The following is a 15,201-nucleotide window of genomic DNA, read 5'->3' on the forward strand; positions in this document are numbered from 1 at the left end:
ATAAAAAAAAAACCTTGGCGATAACCAAGGTTTTTTATTTTCTATATATCTTCAGATGATTTATCTGCTCTTCATTGTCTGATAAATGGAGGTAAAAGCTGACTCGCAACTTCTCCAAAACCAATTCGAACTTCTGCATTTTCACAGAAACCTCTAATAATTACAGTATCATTATCTTCAATGAATTTACGTTCAGTTCCATCTTTTAAAGTAAGCGGATTTTTCCCGCCCCAAGTCAATTCTAACATAGAACCAAAACTATCAGGAGTTGGTCCCGAAATAGTTCCAGATCCCATCATATCACCAGAATTTACACGACATCCGTTTGAAGTATGATGCGCTAACTGCTGACTCATTGACCAGTATAAATATTTAAAGTTTGATTTTGAAACCACAGTTTCTTCAGCCTCTTCTGGCTTAATTGAAACCTCTAAATGAATATCAAAAGCTTTTTTTCCTTTTGTTTGCAAATACGGAAGCGGCGACGGATCTTGTTTAGGTCCTTTTGTTCTAAAAGGCTCCAAGGCATCCATAGTAACAATCCACGGAGAAATTGATGTTGCAAAGTTTTTTGCTAAGAATGGTCCTAGAGGCACATATTCCCATTTTTGGATATCGCGCGCGCTCCAGTCATTCAATAAAACCATTCCGAAAATATAATCTTCTGCTTCATATGTTGGGATATTTTCTCCCATAATATTCACATCAGTAGTAATAAAAGCAGTTTCAAGTTCAAAATCTACTAAACGAGACGGGCCAAAAACTGGATAATCTCCGCCTGCAGGCATTGTTTGCCCCATTGGTCTGTGAACCGGAATTCCAGATGGAACAATTGTCGAACTTCTTCCGTGATATCCAACCGGAATATGCAACCAGTTTGGCAGAAGAGCATTCTCTGGATCGCGGAACATTTTACCTACGTTTGTAGCGTGTTCTTTGCTTGAATAAAAATCAGTATAATCACCAATTAAAACGGGCAGTTGCATCTCGACATCGTCGATATTAAAAATAACAATATCGCGGTCTTTTGTTGAATCTCTTAGCTGTGGATTGGTTTCGTCGAAAATATCAGCGATACGATTTCGCACCAAACGCCATGTTTTTTTTCCATCAGAAATAAAATCATTAAGCGTGTCCTGCATAAACATATCATCGGTTAAATCTATTCCTTCAAAATAGTTTAATTGTTGTAAAGCCCCTAAATCTATAGCGTAATCGCCAATTCTAGTTCCTACTGTAACGACATTTTCTTTGGTAAGAAATACACCGAAAGGGATATTTTGAATAGGGAAGTCGCTATTTTCAGGTACTTCTAACCATGATTTTCTTTTGGTATCGTTGGCGGTTATTGGCATGTTGAATGTTAATTATTTGTTGAAAAATTACATGTCAAATATATCATAATCTAACAGTATCACAAACGTTTTTTTGTATTTTTGCAGGAAATTAACGAAAAACGAAGAAATGCAACGCGACGAACAAATTTTTGATCTTATTCTAGAAGAAAAAGATAGACAAATTCACGGATTAGAACTAATTGCTTCAGAAAATTTTGTAAGTGATCAGGTAATGGAAGCAGCCGGGTCTGTTTTAACTAATAAATATGCTGAGGGGTATCCTGGCAAAAGATACTACGGCGGTTGCGAAGTAGTTGACGTTATCGAGCAAATTGCTATTGACAGAGCTAAAGAATTATTTGGTGCTGAATACGCAAACGTACAGCCTCACTCAGGTTCTCAGGCAAATACAGCAGTTTATCACGCATGTTTAAATCCTGGTGATACTATTTTAGGTTTCGATTTATCTCACGGTGGTCACTTAACGCACGGTTCTCCTGTAAACTTTTCAGGACGTTTATACCGTCCGGTTTTTTACGGAGTAGATGCTGAAACTGGTCGTTTAGATTATGATAAAATTCAGGAAATTGCAACAAAAGAACAGCCAAAATTAATCATCGCAGGAGCTTCGGCTTATTCTCGTGATATGGATTTTGCTCGTTTCAGACAAATCGCTGACAGCGTAGGAGCAATTTTATTTGCTGATATTTCTCATCCTGCAGGTCTTATTGCAAAAGGATTATTAAACGATCCAATTCCACATTGTCATATTGTTTCTACAACGACTCACAAAACATTACGCGGACCTCGTGGAGGTTTGATCTTAATGGGGAAAGATTTCGAAAACCCACAAGGATTAAAAACTCCAAAAGGAGAAATCAGAATGATGTCTTCATTATTAGACTTAGCTGTTTTTCCAGGAAACCAAGGTGGGCCTTTAATGCATATTATCGCTGCTAAAGCAGTTGCTTTTGGTGAAGCATTAAAAGATGAATTCTTCTCTTATGCAATGCAATTACAAAAAAATGCAAACGCAATGGCAGATGCTTTCGTAAAAAGAGGTTACAACATTATCTCTGGCGGAACTGATAACCACATGATGCTTATCGATTTAAGAAATAAAAACATTTCTGGTAAAGAAGCTGAAAACGCATTAGTAAAAGCAGAAATTACAGTAAATAAAAACATGGTTCCATTTGACGATAAATCACCATTTATCACTTCAGGAATTCGTGTTGGAACAGCTGCAATCACAACTCGTGGTTTAGTTGAAAAAGATATGGAAACTATCGTAGCTTTAATCGATAAAGTTCTTACTGATCATACAAATGAAGATGTTATCGAAGAAGTTGCTGAACAAGTAAACGAATTAATGAGCGAAAGACCAATTTTTGCGTATTAAAAAATAGTTTCAAGTTTAAAGTTTCAAGTTTAAAGTTTTACACTGTTCAAAAGACAGTTTAAGACTTTAAACTTTTTTCGTTCCTAAAAGAACCTGAAACTTGAAACCTGACACGAGGCTTTAGCCGAATTGGCGAAGCAAACAAAAAAAACAAAAAGACCATGGGCGTATTAAGATTACAATTGCCAACCGACCCAAGATGGGTAAATATCGTTGAGAAAAACATAGAAGAAATCTTAACAGATCACGCTTGGTGCGAGCAAAAAGCAGCAACAAACGCAATTACAATTATTACCAATAACTCCGAACATCAGGATTTGGTGAAAGATTTATTGGCTTTAGCCAAAGAAGAAATAGATCATTTTGAGCAGGTTCATAATATCATTATCAAAAGAGGATTAAAACTAGGACGCGAACGTAAAGACGAATACGTAAACGAATTGTACCAATACATGAAAAAAAGCGGCGACGGAAGCCGTGTTTCTGGTCTTGTAGAAAGATTATTATTCTCAGCAATGATCGAAGCAAGAAGCTGTGAACGTTTCAAAGTTTTATCTGAAAATATTCAAGATGAAGAATTAGCTGTTTTTTACAGAGAATTAATGGAAAGCGAAGCGGGACATTACACCACATTCATCACCTACGCAAGAAAATACGGAACCGGAATCGACGTTGAAAAACGCTGGAGAGAATGGCTGGAGTTTGAAGAATCGATTATTAAAAATTACGGGAAAAACGAAACGATACACGGATAGTTTTAGTTTAGTTTCAAGTTTCAAGTTTGTCACGTTGAGCGAAGTCGAAACGCGCTCCAATGAGAAACCTGAAACCTGAAACCTGAAACCTGAAACTAAAATTAAACCAAATTAAAAATCCGCGTCAAATCCGCGCTTTCGCGAAAGCGAATCCGTATCATCCGTGTGCCAATTAAACGCAAAGTTTAGCAATCTAAAATCAACAATCTAAACTCTAAAATCTTTATCTTTGAAAGTAACCAAAATTCAAAGCCATGAGAATAGAGACCGATCTGAAATTAGGATTTAAAGACGTAATGATTCGCCCAAAAAGATCAACGCTCAAAAGCAGATCTGAAGTTTCATTAGAACGAAATTTTAAGTTTTTACACAGCACTTCAGATTGGACAGGAATTCCCATAATGGCCGCCAATATGGATACAGTTGGTACTTTTGAAATGGCTCAGGTTTTGGCAAAAGAAAAACTTTTTACAGCCATTCATAAACATTACACTTTAGAAGAATGGAATAGTTTTTTGAAAAATGTAACGCCGGATTTTTACAATTATATAGCCATAAGCACCGGAACCGGGAAAGAAGATTTTGATAAGATTGGAAAAGTCATAATAGCAAATCCGTTATTGAGATTTATTTGTATTGACGTTGCCAATGGTTATTCAGAACACTTTGTTCAGTTTTTAAAACAAACCCGAAAACAATATCCTGATAAAGTAATTATTGCCGGAAATGTAGTTACAGGCGAAATGGTCGAAGAATTACTTTTAGCTGGCGCCGATATCGTAAAAGTTGGAATTGGACCGGGTTCTGTCTGCACCACACGTGTAAAAACAGGTGTTGGTTATCCGCAGCTTTCTGCCATTATCGAATGTGCCGATGCAGCCCACGGTTTAGGCGGTCATATTATAAGCGATGGCGGCTGTTCAACTCCGGGAGACGTTGCAAAAGCTTTCGGTGCAGGTTCTGATTTTGTAATGTTAGGCGGAATGTTTGCCGGACATACCGAAAGCGGAGGAGAACTAATCGAAATAAACGGCGAAAAATTCAAACAATTCTACGGAATGAGTTCGGCAACGGCAATGGAAAAACATGTTGGAGGCGTTGCAGAATACAGAGCAAGCGAAGGAAAAACAGTAAAAGTTCCGTTTAAAGGAAATGTTATCGCTACAGTTTTAGACATTTTAGGCGGATTACGAAGCACTTGTACGTATGTTGGTGCATCAAAATTGAAAGAGCTTACAAAACGAACAACTTTCATCCGCGTAAGCGAACAAGAAAATCAGGTTTTTACAAATTAAAATATTTTAGAATATAATATGATTACCATTTCAGAAGCGGGTTTAAATGATATCAAAACAATTCAGGAAATCACTAATATTACCTGGCCAATTACTTACGGTGAAATTTTGACCAAAGAACAGTTAGATTATATGTTAGATTTATTTTATTCTGAGGAAGCTTTAGCTAAGCAAATCGAGAATAAAGAACAATTATTTTATCTAATTTCAGATTCAGATTCAACAATTGGATTTATCGGAATTGAACATAATTATAATAATGAAGCTCTGACTAAAATCCATAAAATCTATCTTCTGCCGGAAACACAGGGGAAAGGTTACGGAAAAATAGTCTTTGAATCAATTGAAAAATTAGCTTTAGAAAACAATTCGGCAGCACTTTTATTAAATGTGAACCGTTTTAATACCGCATTAAATTTCTATAAAAAGCTTGGTTTCGAAGTTAAGGAAACAGTTGATATAGAAATTGGAAATGGGTATTTAATGGAGGATTATGTGATGGGGAAGGAAATACAAGAATAAATTTATAAGTAGTCTTGTCATTTCGACGAAGGAGAAATCTTCGTAAGAAACTCTACAAAGATTGGACAGCTTTTCTATGCGGAGTTACTTGTGGAGATTTCTCCTTCGTCGAAATGACAAACTGTGTGTTGAGCCATTTTATTGTTGATTAAGAAAATAAAAAATGCCAGTTTTTTAACTAGCATTTTTTTATTCAATTATTACAATCTTATTTCAAATCATATTCTTCATCAATCTGTTTAATAATAATTTCTCTAGATTTAATCAAATTATTATATCGCTCGTAAATCTGATTCCACGGAATAAGATTTTTTGCCAGCTTTTTACCTTTTGGCGTTGTTAAAACCCTAAAATTATCTGTGGTACTTTCAGGATCAATTAGATTTTCATCTAAATAAGTTTGCAGTTTTTTTTGATTTGAAAGCCATCCAGATTCAGATGAATTAACTTCAGAAAGTGTTTCCTGATAAAATTTAAGGATATTTAAAGAAAGAGCATATGAAATATTTGTTGAACTGATAAAAAATGGCACTAAAAATAACTCAAAACAACTTCTGAGAAAAAGCTATAATATAAAGAACGCGGATGACACCGATTTGCTTCGCAAAGACACGGATTTAAACGGATTTATTTTCTCAAATTATGATAAAAAAATCAGTTTCATCTGCGCTTTTGCGAAGCAAATCGGTGTCATCCGCGTTATGTTTATTAGAAACTACGTTACAACAATATCATGCTTAAACAATAACCCTTTCAATTCTTTCAAAGCAAAAACAGCCTTCTTAAGTTTAGTTTTAGACGGATCGATCGAATAATTATAACTCGTTTTAAAATCGGTTTTGTTGGCGATGGCTTTGTCGAATTCGGAACGGTATAAATCACAGTTGTCAAATAAAACACCCGTTAGATCCGCGGCCATAAAATCAACCGCAATTAAGCTGCAATTGGTAAACGGAGTTGCTTTCAATTTTAAAGTATAAAACTTTGAAAAGTCCAGAATGCAGTCATTAAAACGAACTTCAAAAATCAGTTTATCGCACATGGCAAAATTTACCTCTTTAATTTCACATCCATTAAAAGCCACCGTTCTAAAAGCAACATAATTAATTTTTGCTTCGGTAAAAATGCAGTTGTTAAAAACACAATCGATAAAAGTAACCGCTAAAAAAGTGCAGGCAGAAAAATTACAATTATTAAAAACGCAGCATTCGAAATCTTTAAAATTAAGATCGTCTTTGGCATAAGTAATTGTATTATATTCTTTATCAAGAAAATATTCGCTTTCTTTTTTCAAGTTTATTTTTAAATTTTTGAGGCTGAAAAGGTACTAATTTAAGCCAAAATATTAAGTAAAAGTTGTGAACAAAATTTAGAATTTGATGTAGCTTTACGCTTATTTTTTAAGTTAAAAAACATCAATTTTAATTATATGGAATCAACAAGAAAGGAGCATGATTTTTTAGGAGAATTAAAAATTCCGAATCATCTGTACTACGGAATCCAAACTTTTAGAGCGGTAGAAAACTTCAATATTACCGGTATTCCCATTTCAAAAGAACCTTTGTTTATCAAAGCTTTAGGTTATGTGAAAAAAGCCGCAGCTCTTGCGAATAAAGACTGCAAAGCAATCGATCCAAAAATTGCTGAAGCCATTTGCTACGGAAGCGATCAGGTTATTGCCGGAAAATTTAATGATGAATTTGTAAGTGATTTAATTCAGGGTGGCGCGGGAACTTCTGTAAACATGAATGCCAATGAAGTAATCGCCAATATTGGTCTTGAATATCTGGGACACAAAAAAGGCGAATACAACTTTCTGCACCCAAATAATCATGTAAACTGTTCACAATCTACAAACGATGCTTATCCATCGGCATTTAGAATTGCGTTGTATTTAAAAATGACAGCTTTATTAAAACACTTTCGGGCTTAGAAGTTGCTTTTGCCAAAAAAGGAGAGGAGTTCAAAGAAGTTTTAAAAATGGGAAGAACACAATTACAAGACGCTGTTCCAATGACTTTAGGACAAGAATTTAAAGCCTATGCAACAACAATTGGCGAAGATATTCAACGTTTAAAAAATGCTCAGGAATTATTGCTGGAAATCAATATGGGCGCAACCGCCATTGGAACAAAAGTAAACGCTCCGGAAGGTTATCCTGAAATTTGTGTGGCTTATTTAGCCAAAGAAGTTGGAATTCCGTTGACACTTTCACCAGATTTAATCGAAGCAACAGTTGATACCGGAGCGTATGTCCAAATTATGGGAACTTTAAAACGTTCGGCAGTTAAAATTTCTAAAATCTGCAACGATTTACGATTGTTGAGTTCTGGACCAAGAACGGGATTAAACGAAATCAATTTACCGGCACGTCAGCCAGGTTCGTCCATTATGCCGGGCAAAGTAAATCCGGTAATTCCAGAAGTCGTTAACCAGACTTGTTTTTATGTAATTGGTCAGGATTTAACGGTTACTATGGCGGCAGAAGCTGGACAATTACAATTGAATGTTATGGAACCTGTAATTGCTTTTGCGATGTTTACCTCTTTAGATTATCTTTCAAATGCCATTCAAACCTTAATAGATAAATGTATTAACGGAATCACGGCAAATGTGGATCATTGCTATAATATGGTAATGAACAGCATAGGAATTGTAACGCAGTTAAACCCAATTATTGGTTATGAAGAAAGTGCAAGTATTGCGGGCGAAGCTTTAAAAACAAACAAAAGTGTACATCAAATTGCCGTTTTAGAAAGAAAGCTGATTACACAGGAAAAGTGGGATGAAATCTATTCTTTACAAAATTTAATCCATCCAAAATTTATCACAAAGTAAAATTGCTATAAAAATTATAATAACAAGCCGTCAATTTATTGACGGCTTTTTTTAAAAGAACTTTAAATTTCTCCACTATTTATTGATTCATTTTCAGGCTTACTGCTATTAAATATAAAACCAAACAAATTACGTTTACTCCAAAAACTTTAAGATATTTATGGATTGGTGAAGTATTTTGTCTGAAGAAATTATAATTAATAATAGTTGCGGTGCTCCCCAAAATAATGCCAATTCCTCCAACACTAAAAAAGGAAAGAAAAGACAGCGCTCCAATTATATATTCATACCATTTTAATTGCGCTGCCATAACACATCTTTTTCCGTCTATGCTTAAAACCTGCGCAGAGATATCCGGAATATTCATTTTAGGAAAAGCTTCTACAATTTCGTCATTCACCCTTTTTATTAAAAAAGGTTTTCCTCTTTCTTTACTTTGTTCAACAATAACTCCATTTTGTTTTAAGGTTGATTTTCCTGAGAAAATATTATTTTCAAACTCAAAAATATCAGTTGGGAAATGAGGAAGTTTAAATTCAAAAGTATTTTTCATTATGGTATCTATTTTATTTGTAAGTGTTTTTAAAAGAAAGGTTTAAGTTTCTTAAAACATTTTGCAAAATTAATTTCAACCGTAAAGTAGTTTTGATTGTAAAAGTTTAAAAAATTGCAGAATAAGATTTTATTGAAAGAGGTATTCTTGATGTTTTGTTCTGTAAAATATTGAAAATAAGAGTTATATTTACAAGAGGTTTGATTTTTTAAATAGAAATTAAAATTTTTGCCGAATGAAATTCTTAAGAAAAATAAGTTTTCAGCATAAAATTAAAATCGCAGTTCTGCTTTTTGTATTTCCATTATTTCTAATGGCGCAAACCGAAACAGATTCTCAAAAAAAAGAAATATGTCCACCCAAAACTATTTTAGAAATCTTTAAAAAACCCGATTCCACATTAGTAGTTAAACCCACAAAAAACAATTTTTTCCTCGTAATTCCCGCAATTGGTTCACAGCCCGCAACAGGATTCTTTTTTGGCGCCGTTGCGCAATATACTTTCAAAGGAAAACAAGAATCAGATAAATATTCAGTCGCTAATTTGGGAATAACCTATACTGTAAAAAAGCAATGGCTGATCAATGTCAAAAACAATATTCTGCTAAAAAATAACCGAATCTTTTTAAGCGGCGATTACAGGCTTTACATATTTTCACAGCCAAACTACGGACTCGGAACAGATATAATTCCACCGCATCGCGATCAGGAACCAGGTTTTAGTATTGATTCTTTAGCACAGGAAATGGATTATAATTATTTCAAATTTCACCAAACCGCTTCTTTTGAAGTAAGAAAGAATTTTTACGTTGGTGCAGGAATCAATATCGATTGGTACACCAATATAAAAGACAAAGAACTGGATGTTGAAAACGGAAATCTAACCTATCATTACAATTACAATCAGGAACACGGTTTTGATAATTTAGAATATTTTCTAACCGGAGTAAGTTTTAATATGGTTTACGATTCTAGAGATAATCAGGTGAATTCTTCCAGAGGCTGGTTTGCGAATATCAATTATCGTTTTAATCCGGTGTTTTTTGATAATCAAAAATACAGTAATGTTTTGTATGCCGAATATCGAAATTTTATTCCGCTTTCGCAGAAAAATCCGCGTTACATTCTCGGAATCTGGGCTTACGGACAATTTGTTACAAGAGGCGATGTTCCGTATTTAAATCTGCCCGCAATTGGCTGGGATCAACGCAGCAGGAGTGGAGAAGGTTATACACAAGGATTATTTAGAGGAAATGGTTTAGTCTATCTTTCAACAGAATTTCGGTTTCCCATAACCTGTAATCAAATGTTTAGCGGCGTAGCTTTTACCAATTTTGTAACCGCAAGTAATAAAGACAATGATGTATCACTTTTTCATGCAATCCAGCCAACGGTTGGTCTTGGCCTTAGAATATTAATAGACAAAAAAACACGTACCAATTTGATTGTCGATAATGCGTGGGGAAATAATTCGAAGGGATTTTACTTAAATGCTGGAGAAACTTTTTAATAGCTTTATTTGTTAAGTGTTTGATTGTGTGAAATTTATATTTAAAAATGTAAGAAATTACAATAAAAATATTAAATTTGGCTAACCATTTAACTTTCAAACACATAATTTATGAAACAGTACAGTTTATTATTAGCTGTATTCCTGTCGGCGATAGGAATGCAGGCTCAGGATGCAAGGTCTTTTTCGCTTAATTTGTATGGCGGTTATAATTTTTCAGATGAGCTGGATTACGACGGTTATTCTGCAACAATTGAAGATGGATTTCAATATGGAGCAGGATTTGAATATTTCTTTTCGACAAATAACTCAGTTGAGTTAAAGTATTTAAGATCAGATGTAAAAATACCTTTTTATGGCCCTTTAGGAAATCAGGTTAATGCCGGAAACGATAAAGGTGCCTTCAATTTTATTTTAGCAGATTTCACCCATTATTTTGATACAGGATCAAATTTATTGCCTTATTTGGGTGCAGGAGCAGGAGTTAGTATTTTAGAAACGCCTCAGGGAGGAAGCGGAACTTATTTTGCCTGGGATGTAAAGGGAGGTGTAAAAATTAAAACAGCTTCGACTGTCTCTGTAAATATTAACGCTTATTTACAATCGATGTCGGCAGCAGTTGGTGAGAGTTATTATTGGACATATTGGTATGGCCCGGTTGCAGTTGATGATTATATTTCGACTTTTCAATTTGGACTTGGAGCAGTATTGAGTTTTAATTTTAAAAATTAGAAAGAATAATATTTAACACATAGAAACGTAGATTTATGTATTAATTGAATAAAGATTAAAATAAATGATATATCATTTACACATAGCTATGTTTGTTAATGCAAGTGAAACGCCTTTGATCAATAATAAAATCTATGTTTCTATATGTTTAATTAATTAAGTTCAACGTGTATAAATTTATAAGTAAGAATTAGCAGCTAGATAAAGCTGCTTTTTTTATGCTTTTTAAAGCCGTTGTTCATAATTAAATCATAATTTACAACTATTATGAATAATATTTTTGAAGTCAATCCTTATTTTTGTTGTATATACAAATTAATATGAAGTTACTAATAGTCGAAGACGAACCAAATCTTTTATCGATTTTAAGGAAAGGATTTGCCGAAAATAACAACGAAGTAAGTGTGGCTATGGATGGCAAAACTGCCCTCGAAATGATCCACAATTATAACTTTGATGTTGTCGTTTTAGACGTTATGTTACCGGATATTAACGGAATCGAGATTTGCCGCAGACTTCGTGCCAGTAAAAATTTTGTTCCTATTTTACTTTTAACCGCTTTGGGAACTTCAGAAAACATTGTAACCGGACTTAATTCGGGTGCCGATGATTATTTGGTAAAACCTTTTAAATTTGGAGAACTCGATGCAAGAGTAAATGCTTTAAACCGAAGAGCACATCAGGAAACAGATAAAATCGATGTAATTACCATTGGCGATTTAGAAATAAACGGACGTGCAAAAACGGTAAAAAGAGAAGGAGAATCGATAATTTTAACCGCAAAAGAGTTTAAATTACTGTATTATCTGGGAAAAAATGCCGGAAGAATCGTTTCCCGCGATCAAATTTTAGACAACGTTTGGGATATTAATTTTGATATGAACACCAATGTTGTCGATGTGTATATTACGTATTTAAGAAAAAAAGTAGATAAACCTTTTAAAACCAAACTTATTCATACCATGAAAGGTTTAGGTTATGTTATAAAGCCATAGAATGGATATCAGAAAAAAAATTACTTTTACTTATGTAGCACTTTCTACCTTTAGTACATTGCTATTGAGTATAATAGTATTCGTTTTATTTAGAGAAAATAACCGTTACCATTTTTTGAAAAGGTTAGAAGACCGTGCCAAAATTGTAGCATCAATTCACTTTCAGCACGATCCTGAAAAAAGTAAATATTATAGTAATTTAAAGAAAAACGGACTGGAAGAACTTATTGAAGAAGAAGAATATGTTCTTAAAATCAACAGTGCCAATAGTTTTGATTACAACACAAATCTAAATCTTCCAAATAAGTTTTATTCTAATATTCTGTCAACAGGAAAAGACTATTTTGAAGTTAACAGCAAATATTATCTCGGACAGGTTTTTACCGAAAGTCATCAAAAATACATTGTAATTGTAGGCGCGCGCGACCGACGCGGAAAAACTACGTCTATATATATTATAAAAATATTACTTTTTGGAGGCATAGGTTTCATACTTCTCGCTTTCTTTTTAGGTCGTTTTCTGGCAAAAAGAGTCATAAATCCCGTCGCAAGAATCACCAAAGAAGTAAACCGAATTAGTGCTTCAAATCTTCATAACCGACTTCCAGAAGTAAAAAACTCGGATGAAATTTCAGATTTGACCGAAACTTTTAACGATATGTTAGACAGGCTTGAAACTTCATTTGAAATTCAGGCCAACTTCATCAATAATGCTTCACACGAATTAAAAACGCCAATTACAACCATAATTGCCGAATCTGAAATTATGCTGCTAAAAGAGCGTGAAGTTTCAGAATATGTCGAATCATTGCAAAACATTTACAGTCAGGCATCAAGATTAGGAAACCTGACCGAGAGTTTATTAAAGTTGACACAAACGGGTTACGACGGAAACAAACAAGTTTTAGATATTGCCAGAATTGATGAATTGTTGTTAGACGTAAAATCAGATTTAGATAAAATTTATCCTGATAATCGTGTCAGCATTAAAATGAATTTTGCGCCAAAAGATTCTAATCTGCTTTTAATTCCGTGTAATAAACCGCTTTTAGAACTGGCGATCAATAATATTATTACCAATGGTGTAAAGTATTCCGATAATAATGAAGTATTTGTAACGCTTTCTGCTAATCAGGATGCAATTAAAATTTCGATTAACGATATCGGAATTGGAATTCCGCCAGAAGATATTCCGCATTTGTACGAACCTTTCTTTAGAGGAAAAATTGCGGCCAAATATATTGGTTACGGTTTAGGATTGCCGCTGGCTTCCAAAATCATTCGTATGCACGATGGCGAAATACAAGTGCAGTCAGAGCAAAACAAAGGAACAATCGTAACGATCATCTTTAAAAAGATAAATCCTAAAAAGACCAACATTAAAAAATCTAATGTTGAATCTTAGAAAATTCTAATTTTAGATTAAGACCCTTCTAATTTTCAGCCCGTTATTTTGTATGTATAAACTAAAAGATTATACATATGAAAAATTTCCTAATACCTACTACTTTAAAAGATGATACAATTTCTGCTGTAAAATCAGCTATTAGTCAGGCAAAAGAATCAGACTGCGAAATTGTTCTAATGATGGTTTCTGAGACTCCAGATGCTTTTTCATCCTCTAATTTTTTACGTGAAATGAGAACCGGACTTACCAAAAGTCAGGAAGAAGTTCTCGAAACCTGCAGGTATATGATTGATCATACTAAAAACTGCAAAATTAAAATTCACAATCAATACGGACTTTCGTCTCCAATTTTTAGAGGAATCATTGAGCATTTTGCTGTAAAATTAGTCGTTTTAACACACTCTTATAAACAGGAAACAAAACGTATTCATCAATATTTAGTGCAATTAGCGGCCAATCAAAAATGCCCGATTCTGCATTTAGGAAACGATTTTAAAGAAGATTTTACAAAAGCGCTTTATATAGAAAACAGCGCTGCAAATGTTCATGTAAAAGATGTACAGCAGTTTTTAAATGAAAATTTCTCTTATGAAATCGTAAGTCAGACTTCAAGAGTTGATGATAATTACGACGCAGCAGCGCCTTATCTAACCGAAGCCATTTCAAAATACGAAATTGACCTTTTGGTAGAAACCCGTAAAGGCGAAAAAATCAAATTTAAAAAAGTAAAAAAACAAAACATTAATGAAAAACTGGGACTTCCGGTACTTTCATTATATGAAGAAACCGTATAAAACCCGATTCTTCTAAACAAATATTAATTTAATTAAAACCGAAAATATGTTATTAAAGAAAAGAATACCAATGAAGTACGTTCTCGGGAAAATTAAAGTAGAAATGGCTTTAGTGATTGCCTATACCGTATTGTTCGAAATTTTTCATCACTATTTTGTCACCCTTCCTGTAGATATTCCAATTGCAATTCCAACGATGATTGGAACCATTATTTCCTTATTATTAGCCTTTAAATCTAATCAGGCTTACGATCGCTGGTGGGAAGCACGAATTGTTTGGGGAGCAGTTGTAAACGATTCCAGAACCTTAATACGTCAGGTTTTGACATTTTATAAAGATCCCGATTTTTCTGTTGAAGCAAGCGAATTCAAGGAGAACTTTGCCAAAAGACAAATTGCATGGTGTTACAGTTTAGGTCAGGCGCTTCGAAATAAAGATGCTGTAAAACCTTTAAAAGGTTTAATGAGCGAAGACGAAATTAGGTATATCAAGAATCATCAAAACGTTCCTAATGCTATTTTAATGCTTCATGCGCGCGATCTTAAAAATGCTAAAAATGAGAAAAAAATCAACATGTACCAACAAGTTGAAATCGATAATACATTATCGCGATTATGCGATGAAATGGGTAAATGCGAGAGAATCAAGAACACGATTTTCCCAACTACCTACAGCATGTACATTAGATTAACCTTGTGTTTATTTATTTTGTTACTGCCTTTTGGGCTGACAAGTGTATTGAGCTGGTTTGCGATTCCGTTGATTACAGCAATTGCAGCTGCTTTCTTTTTGATTGAAAGAATGGCGATTCATTTGCAGGATCCGTTTGAAAACAGACCAACCGATACGCCGGTTACAACAATTGCAAACACAATTGAAAAAAATATCAAACAAATGCTGAACGAATATCAAAGCGAATTTGATATTCTAAAAGAATTCCACCTAGACGACGAACCTAAGAAAGTCGAAAAAGACGCTTATTTCGTGTTATAAGATTTTAATTTTGGTCTTCTTTAATTGTTGGCTGGACAGTGTATTGGTTAGCGCTGTCCAGCTTTT

General features: G+C 34.0%; 14 protein-coding genes and 1 pseudogene. 11 read left to right on the plus strand and 4 right to left on the minus strand.

All coding sequences use genetic code 11. The features are described 5' to 3' along the window. Positions 1-71: 71 nt before the first annotated feature. On the minus strand, positions 72-1,355 hold the full coding sequence (gene fahA, locus NLJ00_RS15900; protein ID WP_180858460.1) for a fumarylacetoacetase: 1,284 nt from the start codon (positions 1,353-1,355) through the stop codon (positions 72-74). A gap of 109 nt (positions 1,356-1,464) precedes the next feature. On the opposite strand from fahA, the gene glyA reads away from it, so the two are divergent. The 4 genes from glyA to NLJ00_RS15920 all read left to right on the plus strand — a co-directional run bounded on the left by glyA (position 1,465) and on the right by NLJ00_RS15920 (position 5,311). Then, positions 1,465-2,739, plus strand: a complete 1,275-nt coding sequence (gene glyA, locus NLJ00_RS15905) for a serine hydroxymethyltransferase (RefSeq protein ID WP_053472193.1) — start codon at positions 1,465-1,467, stop codon at positions 2,737-2,739. A 161-nt stretch (positions 2,740-2,900) separates the two neighbouring features. Next, positions 2,901-3,494 (plus strand): tRNA-(ms[2]io[6]A)-hydroxylase, encoded by a 594-nt coding sequence (miaE, locus tag NLJ00_RS15910; protein ID WP_053472194.1) that lies wholly within the window; start codon positions 2,901-2,903, stop codon positions 3,492-3,494. Between the two features lie 254 nt (positions 3,495-3,748). Further along, the gene (locus NLJ00_RS15915) at positions 3,749-4,789 is read left to right on the plus strand and encodes a GMP reductase (RefSeq protein ID WP_256634518.1); all 1,041 of its coding nucleotides are present in this window, start codon (positions 3,749-3,751) and stop codon (positions 4,787-4,789) included. Between the two features lie 18 nt (positions 4,790-4,807). Next, on the plus strand, positions 4,808-5,311 hold the full coding sequence (locus tag NLJ00_RS15920) for a GNAT family N-acetyltransferase (RefSeq protein WP_256634519.1): 504 nt from the start codon (positions 4,808-4,810) through the stop codon (positions 5,309-5,311). 208 nt (positions 5,312-5,519) lie between these two features. Here NLJ00_RS15920 and NLJ00_RS15925 read toward each other — a convergent pair whose 3' ends face one another. Together NLJ00_RS15925 and NLJ00_RS15930 are read right to left on the minus strand one after the other, a co-directional pair. Further along, on the minus strand, positions 5,520-5,843 hold the full coding sequence (locus NLJ00_RS15925) for a hypothetical protein (protein WP_256634520.1): 324 nt from the start codon (positions 5,841-5,843) through the stop codon (positions 5,520-5,522). A gap of 183 nt (positions 5,844-6,026) precedes the next feature. Continuing rightward, positions 6,027-6,605, minus strand: coding sequence for a pentapeptide repeat-containing protein (locus NLJ00_RS15930; protein WP_256634521.1), 579 nt, complete (start codon positions 6,603-6,605; stop codon positions 6,027-6,029). A gap of 135 nt (positions 6,606-6,740) precedes the next feature. Between NLJ00_RS15930 and aspA the strand changes: the two are divergent. Continuing rightward, positions 6,741-8,149, plus strand: a pseudogene (gene aspA, locus NLJ00_RS15935) (aspartate ammonia-lyase). Positions 8,150-8,228: 79 nt separating this feature from the next. On the opposite strand, the gene NLJ00_RS15940 reads toward aspA, so the two are convergent. After that, positions 8,229-8,702 carry a hypothetical protein gene (locus tag NLJ00_RS15940; RefSeq protein WP_256634522.1) on the minus strand — a complete coding sequence of 158 codons (474 nt, stop codon included), beginning with the start codon at positions 8,700-8,702 and terminating at the stop codon, positions 8,229-8,231. Between the two features lie 235 nt (positions 8,703-8,937). On the opposite strand from NLJ00_RS15940, the gene NLJ00_RS15945 reads away from it, so the two are divergent. From NLJ00_RS15945 to NLJ00_RS15970, 6 genes are all read left to right on the plus strand, one after another. Beyond that, positions 8,938-10,212: a BamA/TamA family outer membrane protein gene (locus tag NLJ00_RS15945; RefSeq protein ID WP_256634523.1), complete on the plus strand. Its 1,275-nt coding sequence runs from the start codon at positions 8,938-8,940 to the stop codon at positions 10,210-10,212. A gap of 111 nt (positions 10,213-10,323) precedes the next feature. Next, positions 10,324-10,944, plus strand: coding sequence for an outer membrane beta-barrel protein (locus tag NLJ00_RS15950; RefSeq protein ID WP_053472202.1), 621 nt, complete (start codon positions 10,324-10,326; stop codon positions 10,942-10,944). A gap of 320 nt (positions 10,945-11,264) precedes the next feature. Then, positions 11,265-11,939 (plus strand): response regulator transcription factor, encoded by a 675-nt coding sequence (locus tag NLJ00_RS15955; protein WP_180858478.1) that lies wholly within the window; start codon positions 11,265-11,267, stop codon positions 11,937-11,939. A 1-nt stretch (position 11,940) separates the two neighbouring features. Next, positions 11,941-13,344: a sensor histidine kinase gene (locus tag NLJ00_RS15960; RefSeq protein ID WP_053472204.1), complete on the plus strand. Its 1,404-nt coding sequence runs from the start codon at positions 11,941-11,943 to the stop codon at positions 13,342-13,344. A gap of 77 nt (positions 13,345-13,421) precedes the next feature. Then, the gene (locus tag NLJ00_RS15965; RefSeq protein WP_256634524.1) at positions 13,422-14,141 is read left to right on the plus strand and encodes an adenine nucleotide alpha hydrolase family protein; all 720 of its coding nucleotides are present in this window, start codon (positions 13,422-13,424) and stop codon (positions 14,139-14,141) included. A 46-nt stretch (positions 14,142-14,187) separates the two neighbouring features. Further along, entirely contained in the window at positions 14,188-15,135 is a 948-nt protein-coding gene (locus tag NLJ00_RS15970) for a bestrophin family protein (RefSeq protein WP_073482020.1), read from the plus strand. The last annotated feature ends 66 nt before the right edge of the window (positions 15,136-15,201 follow it).

This window comes from Flavobacterium panici, assembly GCF_024499525.1.
Lineage (GTDB): Bacteria > Bacteroidota > Bacteroidia > Flavobacteriales > Flavobacteriaceae > Flavobacterium > Flavobacterium panici.